The sequence below is a fragment of the Janthinobacterium sp. YR213 genome (genome assembly GCF_900099875.1).
GTDB lineage: Bacteria > Pseudomonadota > Gammaproteobacteria > Burkholderiales > Burkholderiaceae_D > Janthinobacterium > Janthinobacterium lividum.
The window spans coordinates 143,201-162,070 of sequence record NZ_FNDA01000009.1 but is presented as its reverse complement, the minus strand read 5'-3'; the positions used below and the strand labels follow the sequence as shown (position 1 = coordinate 162,070).

The 18,870-nt window shown below is 64.1% G+C and carries 11 protein-coding genes; 3 read left to right on the top strand and 8 right to left on the bottom strand.

The features are described from left to right. Positions 1 to 53 precede the first annotated feature (53 nt). Together BLT98_RS28120 and BLT98_RS28115 are read left to right on the top strand one after the other, a co-directional pair. Complete coding sequence (locus BLT98_RS28120) at positions 54 to 500, top strand: GNAT family N-acetyltransferase (protein WP_092613629.1); 447 nt, start codon at positions 54 to 56, stop codon at positions 498 to 500. An 87-nt stretch (positions 501 to 587) separates the two neighbouring features. Next, on the top strand, positions 588 to 965 hold the full coding sequence (locus BLT98_RS28115; RefSeq protein ID WP_092613627.1) for a SirB2 family protein: 378 nt from the start codon (positions 588 to 590) through the stop codon (positions 963 to 965). A 4-nt stretch (positions 966 to 969) separates the two neighbouring features. Here the strand turns inward: BLT98_RS28115 and BLT98_RS28110 are convergent, their stop codons facing one another. From BLT98_RS28110 to BLT98_RS28100, 3 genes are all read right to left on the bottom strand, one after another. After that, complete coding sequence (locus BLT98_RS28110) at positions 970 to 3,432, bottom strand: TonB-dependent siderophore receptor (RefSeq protein WP_092613625.1); 2,463 nt, start codon at positions 3,430 to 3,432, stop codon at positions 970 to 972. A gap of 85 nt (positions 3,433 to 3,517) precedes the next feature. After that, positions 3,518 to 4,492 carry a FecR domain-containing protein gene (locus tag BLT98_RS28105; RefSeq protein WP_092613623.1) on the bottom strand — a complete coding sequence of 325 codons (975 nt, stop codon included), beginning with the start codon at positions 4,490 to 4,492 and terminating at the stop codon, positions 3,518 to 3,520. Next, positions 4,492 to 5,004, bottom strand: a complete 513-nt coding sequence (locus BLT98_RS28100; protein WP_092613621.1) for a sigma-70 family RNA polymerase sigma factor — start codon at positions 5,002 to 5,004, stop codon at positions 4,492 to 4,494. Before BLT98_RS28100 ends, BLT98_RS28105 begins: the two co-directional genes overlap by 1 nt. 151 nt (positions 5,005 to 5,155) lie before the next feature. Here BLT98_RS28100 and BLT98_RS28095 point away from each other — a divergent pair, with 151 nt between their 5' ends. Further along, on the top strand, positions 5,156 to 5,668 hold the full coding sequence (locus BLT98_RS28095; protein ID WP_092613619.1) for a hypothetical protein: 513 nt from the start codon (positions 5,156 to 5,158) through the stop codon (positions 5,666 to 5,668). A 10-nt stretch (positions 5,669 to 5,678) separates the two neighbouring features. On the opposite strand, the gene BLT98_RS28090 is transcribed toward BLT98_RS28095, so the two are convergent. From BLT98_RS28090 to BLT98_RS28070, 5 genes are all read right to left on the bottom strand, one after another. Continuing rightward, a complete protein-coding gene (locus BLT98_RS28090) occupies positions 5,679 to 6,995 on the bottom strand; it encodes a DUF3472 domain-containing protein (RefSeq protein WP_244517763.1) in 1,317 nt (438 codons plus the stop codon). Positions 6,996 to 7,123: 128 nt separating this feature from the next. After that, positions 7,124 to 8,515, bottom strand: a complete 1,392-nt coding sequence (locus tag BLT98_RS28085; protein WP_211615137.1) for a Gfo/Idh/MocA family protein — start codon at positions 8,513 to 8,515, stop codon at positions 7,124 to 7,126. 66 nt (positions 8,516 to 8,581) lie between these two features. Continuing rightward, positions 8,582 to 11,623: a TonB-dependent receptor gene (locus BLT98_RS28080; protein ID WP_092613615.1), complete on the bottom strand. Its 3,042-nt coding sequence runs from the start codon at positions 11,621 to 11,623 to the stop codon at positions 8,582 to 8,584. Between the two features lie 502 nt (positions 11,624 to 12,125). Further along, the gene (locus BLT98_RS28075) at positions 12,126 to 15,086 is read right to left on the bottom strand and encodes a TonB-dependent receptor plug domain-containing protein (RefSeq protein ID WP_092613613.1); all 2,961 of its coding nucleotides are present in this window, start codon (positions 15,084 to 15,086) and stop codon (positions 12,126 to 12,128) included. A gap of 98 nt (positions 15,087 to 15,184) precedes the next feature. Beyond that, positions 15,185 to 18,535, bottom strand: coding sequence for a TIM-barrel domain-containing protein (locus tag BLT98_RS28070; protein ID WP_244517761.1), 3,351 nt, complete (start codon positions 18,533 to 18,535; stop codon positions 15,185 to 15,187). Positions 18,536 to 18,870: the final 335 nt, after the last annotated feature.

Sequence of the window (18,870 nt, the reverse complement as noted above, 5' to 3'; positions counted from 1 at the left end):
TTACAAACGCAGCTATTTTTGGCACACTCGGCGCCTGGAGAAAAAGGAGCGGCATGCAGAACAGGCACGAAACAGACCCCATCATCACCCGCGCGGCCCTGGCCGGCGATGTGGCAGCCATGCTGGCCTGCGATGCATATGCGCAGGCGCACGCCAACCGCGGCGATGCCGTGCGCGCCGCCGTCGGCAAGGGGCACTGCCAGGTGGCCACGCGCGCGGGCCAGGTCGCCGGCTATGTCCTCACGCACGACGACTTCTTCGGCTACGGCTTCGTCTCGCTGGTGGTGGTCGATTCCGGGCAGCAGCGGCGCGGCGTGGGCTTGCGCCTGCTGGCCGCCGCCGAAGCCGCGTGCCAGACAGGCAAGCTGTTCACCTCGACGAACCAGTCCAACCTGGCCGCGCAACGGCTGTTCGCCAGAGCGGGCTTCGTGCGCAGCGGCCATATCGACCATCTCGACGAGGGAGACCCGGAGCTGGTGTACGTGAAATGGTGCCGCTGATCGCGCCTCATCCCGACGGCGTATGGCGCGGCGCGCCAAAGGCGGCTATGCTGGCGCCACCGTCAATCAACGCCCACCACATCACGCATGGATTATCTGAGCCTCAAGCATTTCCACATGGGATGCGCCGCCGCCAGCGGCTTTCTTTTCCTCTTGCGCGGCGCCTGGATGCTGCGCGCCTCGCCCGCCTTGCAGCAGCGCTGGGTAAAAATCCTGCCGCACCTGGTCGACACGGCCTTGCTGGCCAGTGCCATCACGCTGGCCGTGTGGAGCGGCCAGTCGCCGGGCAGCCACCCCTGGCTGGCTGCCAAGCTGTGTGCGCTGGTGGCTTACATCGTGCTGGGCACCATCGCGCTGAAACGTGGCAAGACGCCGGGCGTGCGCGGCGCCGCCTTCGCGCTCGCCGTGCTGGTATTCGCCTACATCGTCGCCGTGGCCGTCACCAAGCAGGCCTGGCCGCTCTGATGCATCAGAACAAGTAGCGCAGGGTGACGCTGGCGTTGCGCGGCGCACCCCAGTAAGCCTGGTTATACATGCCAAGCTGGCTGTAGTAACGCTTGTCGAACAGGTTGTTGACGTTCGCCTGCAGCGACAGCTGGCGCGACAGCGCGTACTTCGCCATCAGGCTGGCCACGGCATAGCCACCCTGCTCCACGCGCTGCGTGCCTTTCGGCCCGGTGGCGTCGCGGTAGGCGCCGCTCTGCCAGTTCACGCCGCCGCCCACCGACAAGGCGCGCCAGTCGCCGGGCATCTGCCAAGTGGAAAACACGCGCGCCAGCGTCTGCGGCACATAGCTGTTCAGGCTCGCGCCGGTATTGTCTTTGGCCGCCGCGTGCGACACGCTGGCCGAGACGTTCCAGCCCTGCGCCAGCTCGCCCGACATATCCAGCTCCACGCCCTTGCTGGTGGTGCCAGCCGCCGCGTAATACGCCTGCGTCAGCGAATTGCCGACAAAATGGCCCGTATCTTCCTGCGCCAGGCCATCTTGCGCGATGCGGAACACGGCCAGCGCCGCGTTCAATCGGCCGCCGAAATACTCGCCCTTCACGCCCGCTTCCAGATTCTTTCCCTGTACGGGATCGAGGTAGCGGCCGAACCGGTCCTGGTAGCCCTGCGGCTTGAAGATCTTGCTGTAGCTGGTGTACAGCGCATGCTGCGCGTCGATATCCCACACCAGGCCCGCATACGGCGTGACGGCATGCTTGGCATAGGCGTAGCTGCCGCCCCAGTCATCGACGTGGTCCGCCTTGTAGCGGCTGTAGCGCGCACCGACGATCAGTTTCAAGGGATCGGCCAGCGAAAAGCGCGCCGTGCCGTAGATGCCGCGCTGCTGCACCGTATCGAGCAGCTGCCAGCGCGAGAAATTCGGGTCATTCCAGTCCGGCTCCGGCGTCACGCCCTGCCATTGATGGAAATTGCCGTAATCGACGCTGCCACCCGAGATGCCCGGGTTGCTGGAGAACTGGTTGCTGCCCGAAACGCCAAACGCCAGGTCATGCGTGCGCCCCAGCAGCTGCAGCGGCCCCTGCACATAGGCGTCGACGCTGTCCTGGCGCCGCGTGCCCGAGTAAAACCCGGTGTAGCCCGTCACGCCCTGGCCCGTGGCCTTGTCCGGCCAGGTATTGGCGAAAAGCTCGGCCGCCGAATAATTGCCCCAGCCGTGATTCAGCATGGCCGTCAGGTTCCAGCCCTTGCCCAGGTCCTGCTCCAGGCGCAAGAACGCCGTCTGGCTGGTGCTGAACCAACGGCTCCAGGTGGTCGCCGTGGTAGCGGAACGGGGCAAGGTGGCCCGTTCGCCATCCGCATACCACAGCGGCAAGCCGCCATACATGCCGCCGCGCGGGCGGTTGTCCTGGTATTCATAGCCGGCGATCAGCACGCTGCCGGGCGCCAGGTCCGCTTCCACGGTGGCATAGGCCATGGCTTTCTTGCCGTGATACAGGTGCACATACGATTCGCTGTCCTGGTAGCTGGCCACCACTCTGCCGCGCACCTTGCCATCTCTGCTCAAGGGCGTGGAGAGGTCGGCGCTGGCGCGCGCATTGTGCCAGGAACCGAGGCTCAGGGCGGCATTCCCGGCCATCTGCTTCGATGACGCGCGCTTGCGCACCAGGTTGATGGTGGCCGACGGCTCTCCCGCGCCAGTGAGCAGGCCCGTGGCGCCGCGCACGATCTCGACCCGGTCGTAGGCCGTCATGTCCAGGGTGCTGTCGCCCACGCTGAACGCATTGTCGACCGTGGTGGGAATGCCGTCGTACTGGTAGCTGGCGATGGAAAAGCCACGCGCGAAAAACGAGGTACGGTCGCTGTCGTAGCGGTTGATGGCCACGCCGGCCGCGTTTTGCAGCACCTCTTCCACCGTTTGCAGGTTCTGGTCATCCATCTGCTGGCGCGTGACCACGCTGACGGCTTGCGGCGTCTCGCGCACAGACAGGCCGAGGCGCGTGGCCGAGCGCATGGTCGGCGTCGTATACGAGCCGCTGCCTTCCGTCGCGCCGTTCGCATCAAAGCTGGCGCTGACCTTCATCTCCGGCATGGTCTGGGCGCCCTCGGCGGCTGCCACGTCGAGCACATAGCCGCCATTCGCCTGCGGCACGGCGCGCAAGCCCGAGCCGGCGACGATGGCGCCCAGCGCTGCAGGGATGCTGTAGCTGCCCGTCAGTCCGGCGCTGCGCTTGCCGGCCACGGTGGCGGCCTGGTAAGAGATCATGGTGCCCGTCTGCTGACCGAAACGCACCAGCACCTGTTCCAGGGTGCCGCCGGGTATCGCCAGTTCGATGCGCGCCCCATTGGCTGCCTGGGCAATAGGTGCGGCGGCCAATGCGCCGCTGGCGGCGAGCAGCCACAGGGCGTGGCTGACGGCCAGCGCCGCCACGCTGCGGCGGCATGTGCGGGAAGCGGAAGATGGGTAAGTAGGTGTTGTGCTGGGCATGCGGACTGTTTTCCTGAAAGTGAATGAGGGGTTCACTCGCTATGCCACGCGAAAATCGAAAACCCCTCACATTTTCAGAAAATAATCATGGATGCTTCCGATGCGGCACCACGCTCACCCAGAAGCGCGTGCTCTGGCGCACGTCGACGGGCAAGGTACGCGTCAGCATGTCCAGCACTTGTGTCGTGTCGGCCAGCGGATAGATGCCCGAGACGCGCAGGTGGGCGACGGCCGGATCGCAGGCCAGGCGGCCATGCCGGTAACGTGCCAGCTCGCCGATAAAATCGGCCAGCGGCATGTCGTGCGCCACCAGCATGCCGGCCGTCCACGCATCGGCGCCGGCAGGCAGAAGCTCGATGGAGCCAACGCTGCCCGCCGTGAAAGTCGCTTGTTCGCCCGCCTGCAGCCTGCGCGCCGCATCGGGCGCTTGTTCCGGCAGCATGTCGACGGCGCCCGCAAATACGCCCAGGCGCGTGACTTCGCTACCGGCTCGCACGGCAAAGCGCGTACCCACCGGTTGCAAGCGGCCCTGGCCCGTGCGCACGAAAAAGGGCCGGCCAGCCGCATCGTGCGCGGTCGTGACCATGATCTCGCCTTTGAGTACCGTCACCAGGCGCTGGCCCGCATCGAAACGCACGTCGATGGAGGTGGCCGTGTTGAGGGCGATGCGCGTGCCGTCTGCCAGCACGATGTGGCGCAATTCGCCCGTACCCGTGCGGTAATCGGCCAGCCAGAAGCGCGCCTGCTCATCGCCACCAGCCAGCCAGGCGCCGCCACCCACGGCCAGCAGCGCCAGGAGTTTCAAAGACTGGCGCCGCGCCGCATTCGCTTGCGCGTGCAGCGGCTTGCGGGCCAGCGTGCCGTGCGCCAGCGGCGCGGGCAAGGCACGCATGCGCGCCATGCAGCCTTCCACATGCTGCCAGGCTTGCTCGTTTTCCGGGTCGCTGCCGCGCCAGACGCGCCATGCCTGCTCCACTTCCGGCGTGGTGTCACCGGCCTGCAGCCGCACCAGCCATTCGACAGCCTGCAGGCTGGCCGCTTCCGGCGTGAGGGCCCCCATCACGGCGCCAGCGGGGAAAAGAAGCACTGGTGCATGGCTTTGACCAGGTAGCGCTGCACGGTGGCCAACGAGACATGCAGCTCCAGCGCGATGGCCGCCTGCGGCATGCCATCGAGCTGCGACAGCAGAAAGGCGCGGCGCACGGCAGGCGCCAGGCCATCGAGGCGGCGGTCGATATCGAACAGGGCTTCGAGCAAGATCGCCTGCGCCTCCGGGTCGGGCGCGCATTGCGCCGGCAGGCTGGCCAGGGTTTCCAGGTAGGCCGCTTCCAGGTCGCGGCGGCGGTACAGATTGCCCAGCACGCCCTTGGCCACCGTCGTCAGGAAGGCACGCGGCTCGCGCGCGGCGATGGTCTCGTCGCGATTGAGCAGGCGCATGAAGGTATCGTGCGCCACGTCGGCCGCGTCAAACGCATTGCCCAGCCTGTGTCTGAGCCAGCCTTGCAGCCAGCGGTGATGTTCGTGATACAGGCTGCCCACCTCCTGGTGGACGCCGGATTGGGCAGGCGGCACGGAAAATCCTCACACGCAAACAATAATGATTCGCATTCTAACTGGCATGACACGGCTGGCGCAACCGCCGCGTGGCACGTAGAAATGGTAGTATTTACAACATCTTGCACATGCCCCTCCCACTGGCCGTGCCCTACCCCGAAAGCCAAACATGCTCTTGTCTGAACTGCTGACCAAACTGACCTGCGGTGACCTGGAAGGAGCGGAACTCGACGAAGCCGTCGCCGCCATCACCGATGCGCCCTCCGCGCCACGCGACGAGTGGATCGACAGCGATGCGCAGGCCTACGCGGTGGCGATCCTCTCGCACCTGGGCGGCTATATGGCGTCGAGCGACAAGCTCGACGAACTGCACGAACAGATACAGGACATGTTCGACGCATTCCCCGACTTCCCGTACGAGCTGCTCAAGGACAGCGACGGTAGCGCGCTGCCCTATTTCGAGTGGCTGGACAAGGAACTGGCGCAGCGCGCCGTGGACGAAGGCGGCTATGACCTGATCCAGATCGACGGCAACGGCAGCGACGAAATGGATGCGCTGGTCGTGTACCGGCGCGATACCAACGACATCATCCAGGCGGCGGCATTGATAGGAGTGACGATAGGCCGGCTGCTCACCTACTATCGCGGCATCGAAGCGATGGTGGGCAAGCGACCGGGCTGAAAACCAGCGCTTATTGCATCGGCAAGGCGCTCACATCGACGGTGGGCGCCTGGCCAGTGGCCGGACGCGTGAAGTTCTGGCTGGTTTGCACGTAATCGGCAAAGAAGCCGCCGTTATGCAGGTAGAACTTGCCGTTTTCCAGCCCGCCCGCGTAATCCATGCGCTGCGCATTCGTGGCCGTGGCGTCGCCGGTGAACCTCCCGGCCGTCACTTCCGACCAGGTGCCCGATGCATTCCTTGCCCACTGGTTGCCGAACTGGACGCGGCGTTCCGTGTAGCCCAGAGTATCGATGAAGTTCTCGAGGAAGGAATGCACGCCCGTCAGATACGTACTGATGGCCGGTCGCTTCCAGGTGGCGATGTAGCGCCATTTGCCCGTCTCGGGCGCGAAGAACCAGGCCGAGTAATCGCTGCCGCCATTGCCGTCGGGCCGCGCGCGCGTGATGAAGCGGTACGTCGTGCCGGCTGCCCAGTTATACGACAGATAGGTCTGGCCTCCCGTGCCCTCGCCGCCAAAGGCGTTATCGACCACGCCGGCACCCTTGCTGACCAGGGTGGTCTTGGCGCCATTGTCGGCGTCCCACACGGAAAACAGTATCCAGCGCTCGCTCGGTGATTTCACCTGGATGCCCATGTAGCCCTGGCCAAAGCCGTTGGCCATGAAATAGGAGCCGATGGCGTCCTGCCCCTTGGGTATCGTCATCTCGTTATAAAAATACTCGGTATTGGCCGGCACCGTGTAACCCATGTGCACGGACGGGCCGCGCCGCGACCAGTAGTAATTGGCGGGGTCATTGGCGTAGGTGAGCGCGGCGTTCGACGTCACCTTCAGCGCGGTGACGTCGCCGAACGTGGCCTTCACGCGCGACAGCCCCTGCAAGTCTACCTTCACATAGCCGGCCGCCGCCACGTTCACCGTGCCCACGGCATAGGTCTTGGGCGCCTTGCCGGCCAGCTTCACATCGAAGGGCTTGCCGTTGATCTTCACGCGGATGTTGCTGTTGCCGCCATCGGCCAGACTGGCGTCAAGCGCCACCTGGACAGGGCCCGCCCCGGAGACGCGGAAATACGTGCTGGCGACGGCAGCCGGATTGCTCCAGCCGGCCAGGCCATGTTCCCCGATGACGGCGCCCTCGTTCCCGCCCGTGATGAAGGCGTTGCCGGCCAGTTCCACGGTGGCGGTGGTGGCCGGCGCGGCCACGCTGGCGGCCAGCAAGGCGGTGCCGCCCATGTCGGGGGTAGCGGTGGCAGTGGCGCCGCCGCATGCGGCCAGCAGCAATGGCATGGCGGGAAGGACTGCGTAGAGTAATGAACTTCTGTGTTTCATCAACGTCTCCTGGTGGTACGGCGTGCAACAGGCGCAAGAAGTCCTGCGGCGTGCGCCGCGGTTTGAAAAGCTGGGATGGCTGGAAAAAACCCGCTACGGCGGCAGGCGCGGTAGCGGGTCGTGAAGGCTTAGTACTTGCCGTCGAGAGCGAAGATAGGCTTGCGCGCTTTCCACTGGCCGCCCGTGAAGTCCGGGAAGTCCAGGGTCTGGAAGTTGGCGGCGATCGACTGCTCGGACAGCGGCGTGATGGCGCTCCACGTCACGGCATCGTAGATATCGATCGGCATCGGCGCGTTGGCCTTCAGCGCTTCGACAAAGGCGTGGATGACGAAGAAGTCCATGCCGCCGTGGCCCGCGCCTTCCGCTTGCGCCGCATATTTGCGCCAGACCGGGTGCTCATACTTGTCCTGGTAAGTCTTGAAATCGTCCCACTGGTGCGGCTTGCTGACGCCCTCGATATGGATGGAATTGTTCAGGTCCATCCACAGGCCGTCCGTGCCTTGCACGCGGAAGCCCAGCGAGTACGGGCGCGGCAGGCTCGTATCGTGCTGCAGGATGATGGTTTCGCCGTTCTCGCACGCCAGAGTGGTGGTGACCACGTCGCCCAGCTTGAACTTGACCTTGGCGTTCGCATGCTGTGCGCCGCCCGGCTGCTTGACGATGTAGTCGTGCAAGCCGCGCGCCTTGGTGGCGAAGGCGTTGATGCGAGTAAAACGGTTGCCGCGGTTGATGTTGGTGTACATGGCGCACGGGCCGATGCCGTGGCTAGGATACAGTTCGCCATTGCGTTCGACCGAGTGCTGCGTGCGCCAATGGGCTTCCGACCAGCCCTTTTCGCCGAATTCCACGCCGCCGCCGTACGGCTTGGCCGGATTGCCGCTGTTGAATTTCACGGCACGCAAATCGTGCTGGTAGCCGCCCTGCAGGTGCAGCAGTTCGCCGAACAGGCCCGCGCGCACCATCTGCAGCGCAGCCATCACGTCGCGGCGGTAGCATACGTTTTCCAGCAACATGTATGGCGTGCCCGTTTTCAGCTGGGTATTCAGGACGTCCCAGTGGTCCTGCAGGGTGATGCCGGCCACCACTTCGCAGCCGACGGCGATCTTCGCCTGCATGGCGGCGATCGCCATCGGCGCGTGGAATTCCCACGGCGTGGCGATGATCACGCCATCAAGGCCGCCCGCGTCCAGCATGCGCTTGTAGGCTTTCTGGTCGCGGTCTTCGCCATACGTGCGCGGACGGGGCTTGCCGGCTTTGGCCACCTGGCCCAGCGCGTGTTTCAGCATGATCGGCTCGATATCGCACAGCGCAACCACTTCCACGTCATCGCGGCGCACCAGTTCAGCCAGCAGTACCTGGCCGCGCATGCCCGTGCCGATCAGGCCCAGGCGGACCTTGTCGCGGCCGGCCGCAGGGGCTGCGCTGGCGTCGCCAGGCAGCAAGGCGCTGCCGGCCATGGCGCCACCGGCCAGCGCGGCGCTGGCGGACAGGAAATTGCGTCGATTGATTTGTGTTGTCATTGGTCTCTTCTCGCTTCCATTGGTAATGTTCGTCACCGGCCCGCCTTGCAGCGGGCCGGCTGCAGTTTAATAGGTGTATTCCGCCGTGAAGCGCACCGAACGCGGTGCCGTGCGGCCAGCCACCTGCAGGTAGTTGCGGGCGATGGCGCCATGGTCTTCGCGCGTTTCGTTATAGCGGGTCACGGTCTGGCTGTTGAACACATTGAAGACGTCCACTTTCAGGCTCAGGCCCTTGACGGCGCTGGGAGTATAGGCCAGATTCATGTCCAGCTGGGCTTGCCAAGGCAGGCGACCCTGGCTGCCGCGCGGCGCCGGCTTGCCATTGCAATAGAAGTAGGAATCGCCGTAATCGTTCTCGAACCGCAGGTTATCGGGCAGCGCGCCGATGCAGTTGCGCGGCGCGCCGGAGGTCAGCGACAGGTTGGCGCCGACCATCACGTCCGGGATGACCTGCATGAAACCGTAGGCCTTGAACGCGTGGCGATGGTCGCCTGGCAGGTAGCCATAGGCGTTGTACATCAGTTCCTTGTGGTCGTCGCTGACGGTCAGACCCACGTCACCGCCGCCGATGCTGTCCGTCTGGCCTTCCATATTGCCCTTCAGCGCAGACAGGGTGTAGGTCAGCTTGCCGTACCAGCCGTTCGTGTACGGGTGCTCGACGAACATGTTCAAGGCGCGGTAGGTGCGCGATGGCAGCGGATTGCCCCACTCCGCCGCCGAAATATCCACGCGGCGCAAGCCCTTGCCATCGTCAAAGTCCACCATCAGGCTGTTGTCGCGGCCAGGGTTGATGATGGCGCACTGGAAGCCGCCCCAGTTGCTCGTGTCGACGCTGTTGCGCGTGGCCCAGGCTTGCAGCGGACGCGCATCGCAGACGTCGTCGTTGGTGTCGTTCAGCTTGCGGTACAGGACGCTGGCGCCCACTACCAGTTTCTTGCTCAGGGCGCGTTCGAAGCCCAGCGAGAATTCATCCTGCGACAGCGGTTTCAAGCCGATGGCCGTCACTTCGCGGGCATCGCGGCTCTGGCCGTACGCGTTGTTGGCCGAATACGGCTTGCTGATCGCGTGCAGGCCCGTCGGCGCGCCCGTGACGGGATCGACACCCGTGTAGGTGTACATCTCGCTGGTGGCCAGGAAGGGGCTGGCCATGTTGCTCGACAAATTCGACGGCACCGGCAAGTGGTAACGGCCGCCGTTGGCGAAGAATTTCAGGGTGCCGTCACCCAGGTAATCCCAGGTGGCGCCCACGCGCGGGGCGATCATGTTGCGCTGCGAAATGAAGGCCACGCCATCGGTGCTGTAGTTGGTGAACTGCTCGCGGCGCAGGCCCAGGTCCAGCAGCACCCGTTCCGTGACCTGGTAGTGATCCTGGATGTATTGCGCCGACTGCACGCTGGTCGGACGCGCCAGGTTGGCATTCAAGTCCTTGCTGACGTAATAGCCCTGCGCGCCGTAGCCGCCACCCTGTGCCGGCGTCTCGAACGCGCCGTTGATGGCCCGGTTCGGATCGTCCGCTTTCAGATAGCTCCAGCGGTAGCCGCCCGCCAGGCTCAGGCCCACCTTCGATTCCACGTCGATGCGGTCGATGCCGCCACGCAGCGAGTGCTTGCCCAGCTTGTATTCGAGGTCCAGACGCTTGGCCTTCTGGCGGTCTTCCGACGATGGGTCGACCAGAGTGCCCGTCACCGTTTGCGGATTGGCGTACGTCAGGCCAGGCACCTGGGTCGAGGTATTCGACGACGTTTGCGCCAGCAGCGGATTGTAGCCATTCGGCGTGCGGGTGTGCGACGTGCGCGATTCGCCCATCATGGCCGTCACGGTCAGGTTGTCCGTCAGGTAGCCCGTGTACTTGAAGATGTCGATGTTGGCGCCCGGCGCGGCCGATGATCCGCAGCAGTTGACCGTCGTCTCGCCCTTGCCCGCCTGTACGCCATTGCTCGCATGCGTGGCGTAGCTGTAGCCATACGCCTGGCTATCCGTTTTCGTGCGGTCATACAGCTTGGTGTATTCGAAGTGATGGTCGTCCGTCAGGTTGTAATCCAGCTTGGCCATCATGCGGTTCACCTTGCTCTGGCTGGTGCTCCAGCCGCGCGCCAGGGCCGTGCCCGAGTCGGCGGTGGCGGCAACGGCCTGGCTGTCCGTGCGCGTCTGTTCCAGCGCCACGAAGGCGAACAGTTTGTTCTTGATCAGCGGGCCGCTGCCATACAGGCCCACCACCTTGCTGGTGCTGCCATTGTCGCGGTTCCAGTACAGCAGATTGCCATCCGTCTTCGGATTGGCGCCCGTGTTCGGGTAATAGGTGTTTTCCGGCTCGCCTTTCAGCGAACGGGGGATGATGGACACCTTGCCGCCGAATTCGACCTTGTTGCCGCCACTCTTGGTGGTGATGTTGATCACCCCGCCCGTGGAGCGGCCAAACTCCGAGCCATAGCCGCCCGACAGCACCTGCAGGTTGGAAATCGCGCCGAACGGCAGCTCCGATGCGCCCACCTGGGTCAGGATATTCGTGATCGGGAAGCCGTTGACGTAAAAGGCGTTTTCGGACTGGCCCGAGCCGCCGATCGATGGCGCATTGCCATACACGCTGTTGGTGCCGCGCGACACGCCCGGCGTCAGCTGCACGATGGAGGCGACGTCGTTCCCGACCGGCAGCGCTTTCAATTCCTTGGCCGTGAAGATCACGCCATTGTTGGTGTTCGACACGTCGATCGGATTGCGCGACGCCTTCACCACGACGGTCTGCTCCTGGCCCACCGTGCCGGCGGCGCTGGCCGGGCCGAAGTTCGCTTCCGCGCCCGCGCCGATCAGGGCTTCGACTTCCTGCGACGCTTCCACCGAGCCGGCGCGCAGCACGCGCACCGCATAGCGGCCTGGCGGCATGGAGTTGGCCACGTAGCGGCCCGACGTATCGGGCGTCAGGCTGCGCTGCACGCCCGTCGCCAGGTTTTCCAGCACCACGGTGGCGCCGGCCGGCGCGCTCACTTCACCGAAAATGGTGCTGGTGGCGTTCGACTGTGCCCAGGCCTGGCCTGGCACGCCGGCCGCCAGTGCGATCACGATCGCTGCGGCGCGGCTGATGTCGCGCAATTTGAGTCGGGTGGTATGCATGCTGTCTCTCCGTCTATATCGAGGGTTATGCGCGCCCTCCCCGCTCCAGGGCGAAGTCGGGGGGATGCAATTTTTATGGTGGTCGTCGGCCGGTGCAGCCAGGCAGTTGCACCTTCCGGGAAATCAGTCCGCATCGGCTGATTTTCTTTTCTTGGGATTACTTTAAAAAGAAAAATAAGTATCGTCAACAAAAAGAAAGTTATAACGTAAATTTATCGCTAAATTGAGCAAATAAAGAGTATTTATCTTTCGATTGAATGAGATTCGCGGCAGATAGCTTTCGCTATCGTGGTATGACAGATACACGCGCAGGCAAGCAGTCGTCCGACAGAGGATAATCCGCGTGGCAATCCGGGAAGAGCAACGCGAAAGAAGACATGTCCATCCTCTTTCACTTACGTTTATCTTTCGTATTGTTCATATTGGAGTATTGTATTTTCTTTTTCATGGCAATACCCCGGCCCGCACCATGCCGGCTGACGGACCGGGGCATCGTCACGCTCTAAAAGAACTTGTAGCTGGCCGACAGGGCGAACTGGCGGCCGAACAGGTCCTGGCTATGGTTGTAGCCTTCCCAGCCGTTCGGGTCGTAGTACGGCTGCTTGTTGAACGCGTTTTTCACGTTCAGGCCCACGTCCAGGTTCTTCAGCGGCTTCCAGCTTAAGGCCAGGTTCACCGTGGTGTATGACGGCGCGCCCTTGCACTGGCCGGCCGGCAAGGCCACCGAGGCGGCAGTGCAGTTTTCCGGCGTGTTGTCCTTGTCCCAGGGACCATACGCCCAGCGCGTCTTGCCCGAATAGTTGATAAAGACGCTGCTGACGAAGTTGCGGTAGCTCCAGTCGGCGTTGACGGTAGCGCGGTAGCGCGGCGAATCGTAGTAGCCGACGGTGTTGCCCTTGATGTCGCTGCCGTCTTCGCTGTCATGGGTGTCGCGCTTGCGGATGGTGGCCGCGATGCCAGTGCTCAGCTTGCCCCAGTCGCCGAGCGCAAAGCGCGTGCGCGCATCGATGTCCACGCCATCCATCAGGGTACGGCCACGGTTCGAATACGAGTTGATCAAGCCGCCCAGGTTGCCCACCGAGTAGCCGGGCACGCCGCCCGCGCACACGCCCGCATTGGCGGGATTGGCGCACATGGCCGCCACGGCCGCGACGTTGCCCCGGTCCGTATCCGTCAGGTCGTTGCGGATGGCGCTGGGCGTGCCGGCCAGGGTCGGGCCGTACTTGGCCACCAGTTCCGTAAACAGCTCGTTGAAGTCCTGGCGCACGATTTCGTCGCGGCGGTTGATGAACCAGTAATCGATGGAGATGCTCACGTCCTTGGCCGGCTGCAGCACCAGGCCCACGGTCGATATCTTCGCCTTTTCCGGACGCAGATTCTGATTCGGCGGCGTCAGGCCGCCCACCGTCGTGGAGCAGTTCGAATTGAGCAAACTCTTGCCCAGGTCCGCATCCGTCGCCACCGCGGACTTCATCAGGGCGCGCGCCATGGCATTCGTTTCGTCGCAGCGCACGGTGTCGCGGATGCCTCCCACCTGCGCAAAGACGCCGCCCGTTCCCGATTCGGCCAGGTTGGGTGCGCGGAAGCCTTCCGAATACGTCCCGCGCAGCATCAGCTCGGGCCGCGCGCGCCAGATCACGCCCAGCTTGGGCGCGAGGTTGGCGGCGAAGTGCGGGTATTTGTCCAGGCGCGCGGCCGCGTTGACTTCCAGGGTATCGCTGAGCGGCACCACCACTTCGCCAAACACGGCCGCGATGGTGCGCCGGCCATCGAACCAGGAACCGCCCTGCTGCGTAATCAAGCCATTCGCCGCATCCGCGTTGCCGGGCGTGAGGAAGCTCTCGCGCATGATGTTGGTGCCCACGGCGGCGCGCACTTCGCGCTCGCCCAGCTTGAACAGGGTGCCTTCCAGCTTGGCATCCCACGTCATCAGCTTGGTCCACGATTCGATGGCGAAGGTCGGGTAGGCCGCGCGCACCAGCGCCGCATTGGCCTCGCTGATTTCGCCGAACTTGTAGGCGGGATTGTCGGAGATATAGGTGCGGCCGCTGACGGGATCCTTCTTGAACGGGCCGAACGCCTGCTCGAATCCCTTGATGTTGATGTTCGCCGTCTGGAACAGGGTCGAATGGCTGCCCGCCACGCTGAGCGCCGTTTCAAAATCCCAGCCGCCGCCGATGCTGCCGCGCAGGCCGACGAGCGCGCGGTAGTTTTCATCGACATTCTTCTGCCCGAAGTGGCCCGTCGCATCCTGCAGCAGGTAATTCAAGCCGGCCGCGCCGCCCATCTTCGCCACCATATCGGCATCGAGCTTGCCTTTCAGGTAGACGTTGTTCGGGCTCAGGAAAGGCGTGGCGAAGGTATTCAGGGTATTGCCCGTATTGCGCGCGAACCAGTTATTCGTGCTGCCGCTATTGAAGCTGGACGGACCATTCTCGCCGCGCATCTTGATGTGGGTGAAGGCGCCTTCCGCGAACGCTTCCATGTCGCCGCCGAGTTTCAGCCGGCCGCTCAGGTAAGCCGTGGCGCGCTCCGAGGTAGGCCCCGTATCAAGCTGGTTGGGCAGCGCATTCCACACGCAGCGCGTGCCCGACGCTTCGGTGATGCTGTTGTTGCAGCCATTGACGGCGCGCTGGGTGCGCGCATTGTTCTTCGCCTTGTCGAAGACAAAAAAGGTCCCGGGATTCATCGTGCCCGGTTCGCTGCCCACGCCCACGCGCATGTTCGGGATGAAATTGGGATTGTTCGCATAAAAATACGCGGGACGCTTGCGCCAGGTATCGGCCAGCGCGATGCGGTCGCGCTGGTAGACGTTCACGGAACCGTAGATGTTGTAGCCGTCACTGGCCAGGTCGCCCAGCCCATACAGCACGCTGGCCTGGCGCTCGCCATAGGCTTTCACGCTGGGCGAAAATTCGCCATTGGCGCGCGCTTCCAGGCCTTGATACGACTTCTTGGTGATCACGTTGATGACGCCGGCCACGGCATCGGAGCCATATACGGCCGATGCACCGTCCGTCAAAATCTCCATGCGCTCGATGGCGGCGGCGGGAATGGCGTCAATATTGACGAACATGGTCTGGAAACCGGCCGGCGCGCCATAGAACGACAGGCGGCGGCCATTCAGCAGCACCAGGGTGCCCTGCGCACCGAGGCCGCGCAAGTTCGCTTGCGAGCCGCCATCGGAACCCGTGAACATCGAGCGGAAGTCCTGCTGCGCCGGACGGGCCGCGGGCAAGTTGTCCAGCACTTGTAGCAAGGTGAGCGCGCCCATGTTTTCGATCTGTTTGGCGTTGATCACCTGTACCGGCGACGCCGTTTCCGCGTTGATGCGCTTCAGGCTGGAACCCGTCACTTCGACGCGCGCCAGTTTCTCCTCCTCCGCTGCCAGCGCCGTTGATGCCAGCGCAGTTGAGCCCAATCCTACCGCCGCCATGGCGGCCATCAGTTTTTTCAAGTGCATTCCCATCTCCCTTTTTATAAGTGATTTGTTTTCGTCAGGCTGCAAGAGCCCCTCCCCGGTCCGAAGAGGGGCTCGTTTTTAGTGAAATGATTGAGTGCCTAGCGCGGCTTGACCGTCGCGCCTTCCGTGCCGGTCAGCACGGCATTGGCCCAGTTGCCGCAGACCTGGGCCGCTCGGGCGCCGCGCGCGCCCAGGGTGCGCAAACTGAGCTGGCTCAGGCCGCGCACGTCGATTTCGGGTTTGACCACCCCGGGAGCCGTGACCAGGCCGCTGTCGTACAGCAGCCGCTCACCGCTCCAGACCTGGAATTGCAAGCCGCCCGCGCTGCGGCAGCTATCGTCCACGCCCAGGTCGGCACGCAGCAGATTCCAGTTGCCCGCCAGCTGCAAGTCAATGCGGCTGACAGGTCCCACGCCGAGGCCCTTGCGGAACCACAGCCCGTTCATGCGCATCTCGGCCGCCTTGCCGGCTGGCCGGTCTTTCGCGATACTCTTCGGCAGCGCCAGGTCCGACAGATAGCGCTGCACCTCCGCGCCTTCGGCCACGCGGTGTTCGAGCACGCGGAATTCGGACAAGGTGACGGGCGCCACGTCGGTCGCCAGCGCCGCATCGAACGCGCGCGCCACCGGCGCGCCTTGCGCCGCCGTCACCATCGGGTCCAGGGACGCCGCGCCATCGCCTTCCGGATTTTGCGTGCTCATCACGCGGAAGCGCAGCAAGCGCCCGGCCGTGGCGGGGAAGCTGATGGTCTGCGTCCCCTCTTGCAGTTTCAGGGTGCCGCGTGCCAGCGGAGCGCCCCACTCGCCGTTGTTGTCGCCAATGTAGATTTCATAGTCGCGCACCTGGCCATGCTTCCAGTGCTGGTCGTTGCGCGGCGCCAGTTCGATGCCGTCCACCAGGCGCCGCTCCGTAAAGCCGAGCACCCATTCGTGCGGACCGCTTTTCACGGACGGGCTGCGCACGGTGCGGAACCACGTCTCCGGCTTGCCATCGAAGGCGTTTTCCAGCGGGTAGCCGCTTTCTTCCGCAGGACGCGCCACCACCTGCATGGCGTCGGCCGGCAAGGCGCGGCCCGGCACGGGGGCGGCCGGGAAGTCGGCGTCGGCTCGCGCCACGGCCAGCGCGCCGGCGACTTGCAGCATCAAAGGTTGGCGGATGTCCTGCGCCGCCACTTTCACGTGCAGGGTGCCTTTTCGATCGGCCACATCGAAGAACCAGCCTTCTGCCGCCTTGTCGTAGGCGGCACGGTCGGCGAATGCCGCGATCAGCCGTTCGCCGGCGCGCACGGCGGCCGGGGCCTGGCCGGCCAGCATGCGCAGCGCATAGCCGCGGCGCCCTTCCTGGCCCTGGTACTTGCCATCGACGGCGCCGATGTCGACCTGCACGTCGGCGCCCGCCTGGCGCATGCGGATGACTTGCTGGCTGAAGGCGCCGCCCTGGTACTGGCGCGTGTTGCCGTCGTCTTCATACAGGGTGTAGTCGGAATCGCCATGCGGATACACATCGAGCGTGAGCTGGTCCTTCGGCTTCTGGCCGTCGTACAGCATTTCCGGATACATGGGCAGGATGGCGCCGGCGCGCACGAACACGGGCAGCTTGTCCAGCGTGACCTGCATGTCCAGGTCGCGCCCTTGCGCGTCCGCCGTGGCCTGGCGGCCATCCCAGTAGTCATACCAGGTACCCTGCGGCAGGTGGATGCCCTTGCGCCAGCCGCCGCTGACGGCCTGGCTGCGGTAGACAGGCGCCACCAGCACGTCGCGGCCCAGCAGGAACTGATATTTATACGCTTCCGTGTAGGCGGCCGGGTCTTGCGGGTAATCCCACATCAGGCCGCGCACCAGCGGCGCGCCCGATTGTTCGGCTTCGCGCACGAGGGTATACATATACGGCGTCAAACGCATCTTGAGCTTCAGATAGCGGCGGTTGATGTCGCGGTACGGCTGCTCGAACCACCACGGATGCTTGCGCTCGGCCGCGGCCCAGCCGGACATGCCCATCAGGACGGGCGTAAAACTTTTCCACTGCAAGTCGCGCAGATAGGTTTCCGGGCTGCCGCCAAAGATGGCGTCCACGTCGCCGGACGCATACGCCTGGCCGGACAGGCCCGAACCGATCAGGGTCGGGATGTGCCAGCGGATGTAATCCCAGCTGGCGCTCTGGTCGCCCGTCCATGCCACGGCGTAGCGCTGGATGCCGGCCCAGCCCATCACCGTCCACAGGAAGGGGCGGCTGTCGGAGTTGTTCAGGATGCCGTCATACGCCGACTTGTTCGCATCCATGGCGAACTGGTAACCCTTGCCCGTCCACGCCACGTCGAGCTTTTGCACGCGGCTGCCCGCCTGGCCCACTTCCCAGGCAATCTTGTCGACGCCGTTTTCCGTCCACAGGCCCGTGCGGAAGCCATAGCCTGCCAGGCCCTTCACCGTTTCCGGCAAGTTCGTGTAGCCGCAGCCATAACCGTCGTTGGGCAGGATCCAGCCGCCCGGCATGTCGTGTTCGCGGTACTGGCGCGCCACGCTTTCCACCACGTCCGGCGTCTTGCCCGTGGGGCCGTCCGTCCAGCCCTTCGGCACGGAGCCGGGCTTTTTCACGTTGTCGCCATCGTTGTAGCAATCGGCGTCGCCGTATTCCAGCGCCCAGCGGGGCAGCATGCGCGCGCGGCCCGTCAAGTCCGTGTAGCGGGCGACGACGTCGCGCAGATCCTTGCCGACAAAGAAATACGCATCGAAGCGGCCTTCCGCGTGCTGCAGCGAGATCTGTTCCTGGTCGCGCAAGTCGTAATTGCCGTCGGCCCAGGTATTGCGCAGCATGCCCCAGCCCCGTGAACTCATCAAGAATGGCGCGGGATTCGGCCGGTCGCCCTCTTCCCAGCCGCCCGAATACGACACGGGCACCTGCCTGCCCTTGAATTCGAAGCGGCCATTCTGCTGGCCGCCGCCAAAGTACCGCTCGCCCGGCAGGCTCGATAACACTTGCACGCCCTGTTTGTCGTCGAGCGACAGCGGCTGCACCTCGCGCCACAGGGGCACCGCGTCGCCCTTGCGCAACAGGGTAAAGCGCAACGGTTTGCGGTCGATGCGCAGGCTCAAGGCATCAGTGCTGATCAGGATGTGGTCGGGCTGTTCATTGATCCGGTACGCCACCTGCGCGGCAGGCTGGCCAACGACGATGGGCGCGGCCTTGTCGCCCGGCCCTGTCAAGCCGCCCTTGCCGCCCGCCTGGATGCGCAGCACGTCCGCCTGCGGCAAGCTGACACGCAACTGCATGCCCGTATCGCTGCGCACATCCCAGCCCACTGCCTCGCCCTTGGCCACATCGGCCGCGCGCACGGCGGAGAGCGACTGCAGATTGCCGATGGCCGCGGCATGCAGGCCGGGGGCAGCCAGGGTGGCAAGGGCGGCGAGGACACAGGCGGCAAGGACGCGGCGGGGAAGCGGGAGAGGGTTCATCTGCTGGCTTTCAGAAGTGATTCAATGAAATTACTTTAAGAAGAAAAATAAATATCGTCAACCAAAAGAAAGTTATGGCGCCAATTTATTAATAAAATGCCTAAAATAAGCCAATTTATCTTACGTTTCACTCAAATTCCACAGCGCAATCTTTCGTTATCGTCGCATTTCAGCGACAGGCCGCGCTGCCACATGCTTTTGCGCTGCACCGCAGCATGTTTCACGGCCTTTAAAACGACATTATTTCGCAAGGCGCACAACTATTTACTTTCGTTTTACTTTCGTATTTGACTTTTCGAAATTTAGTATTTATGCTTTCTCCAACAAACACTTTA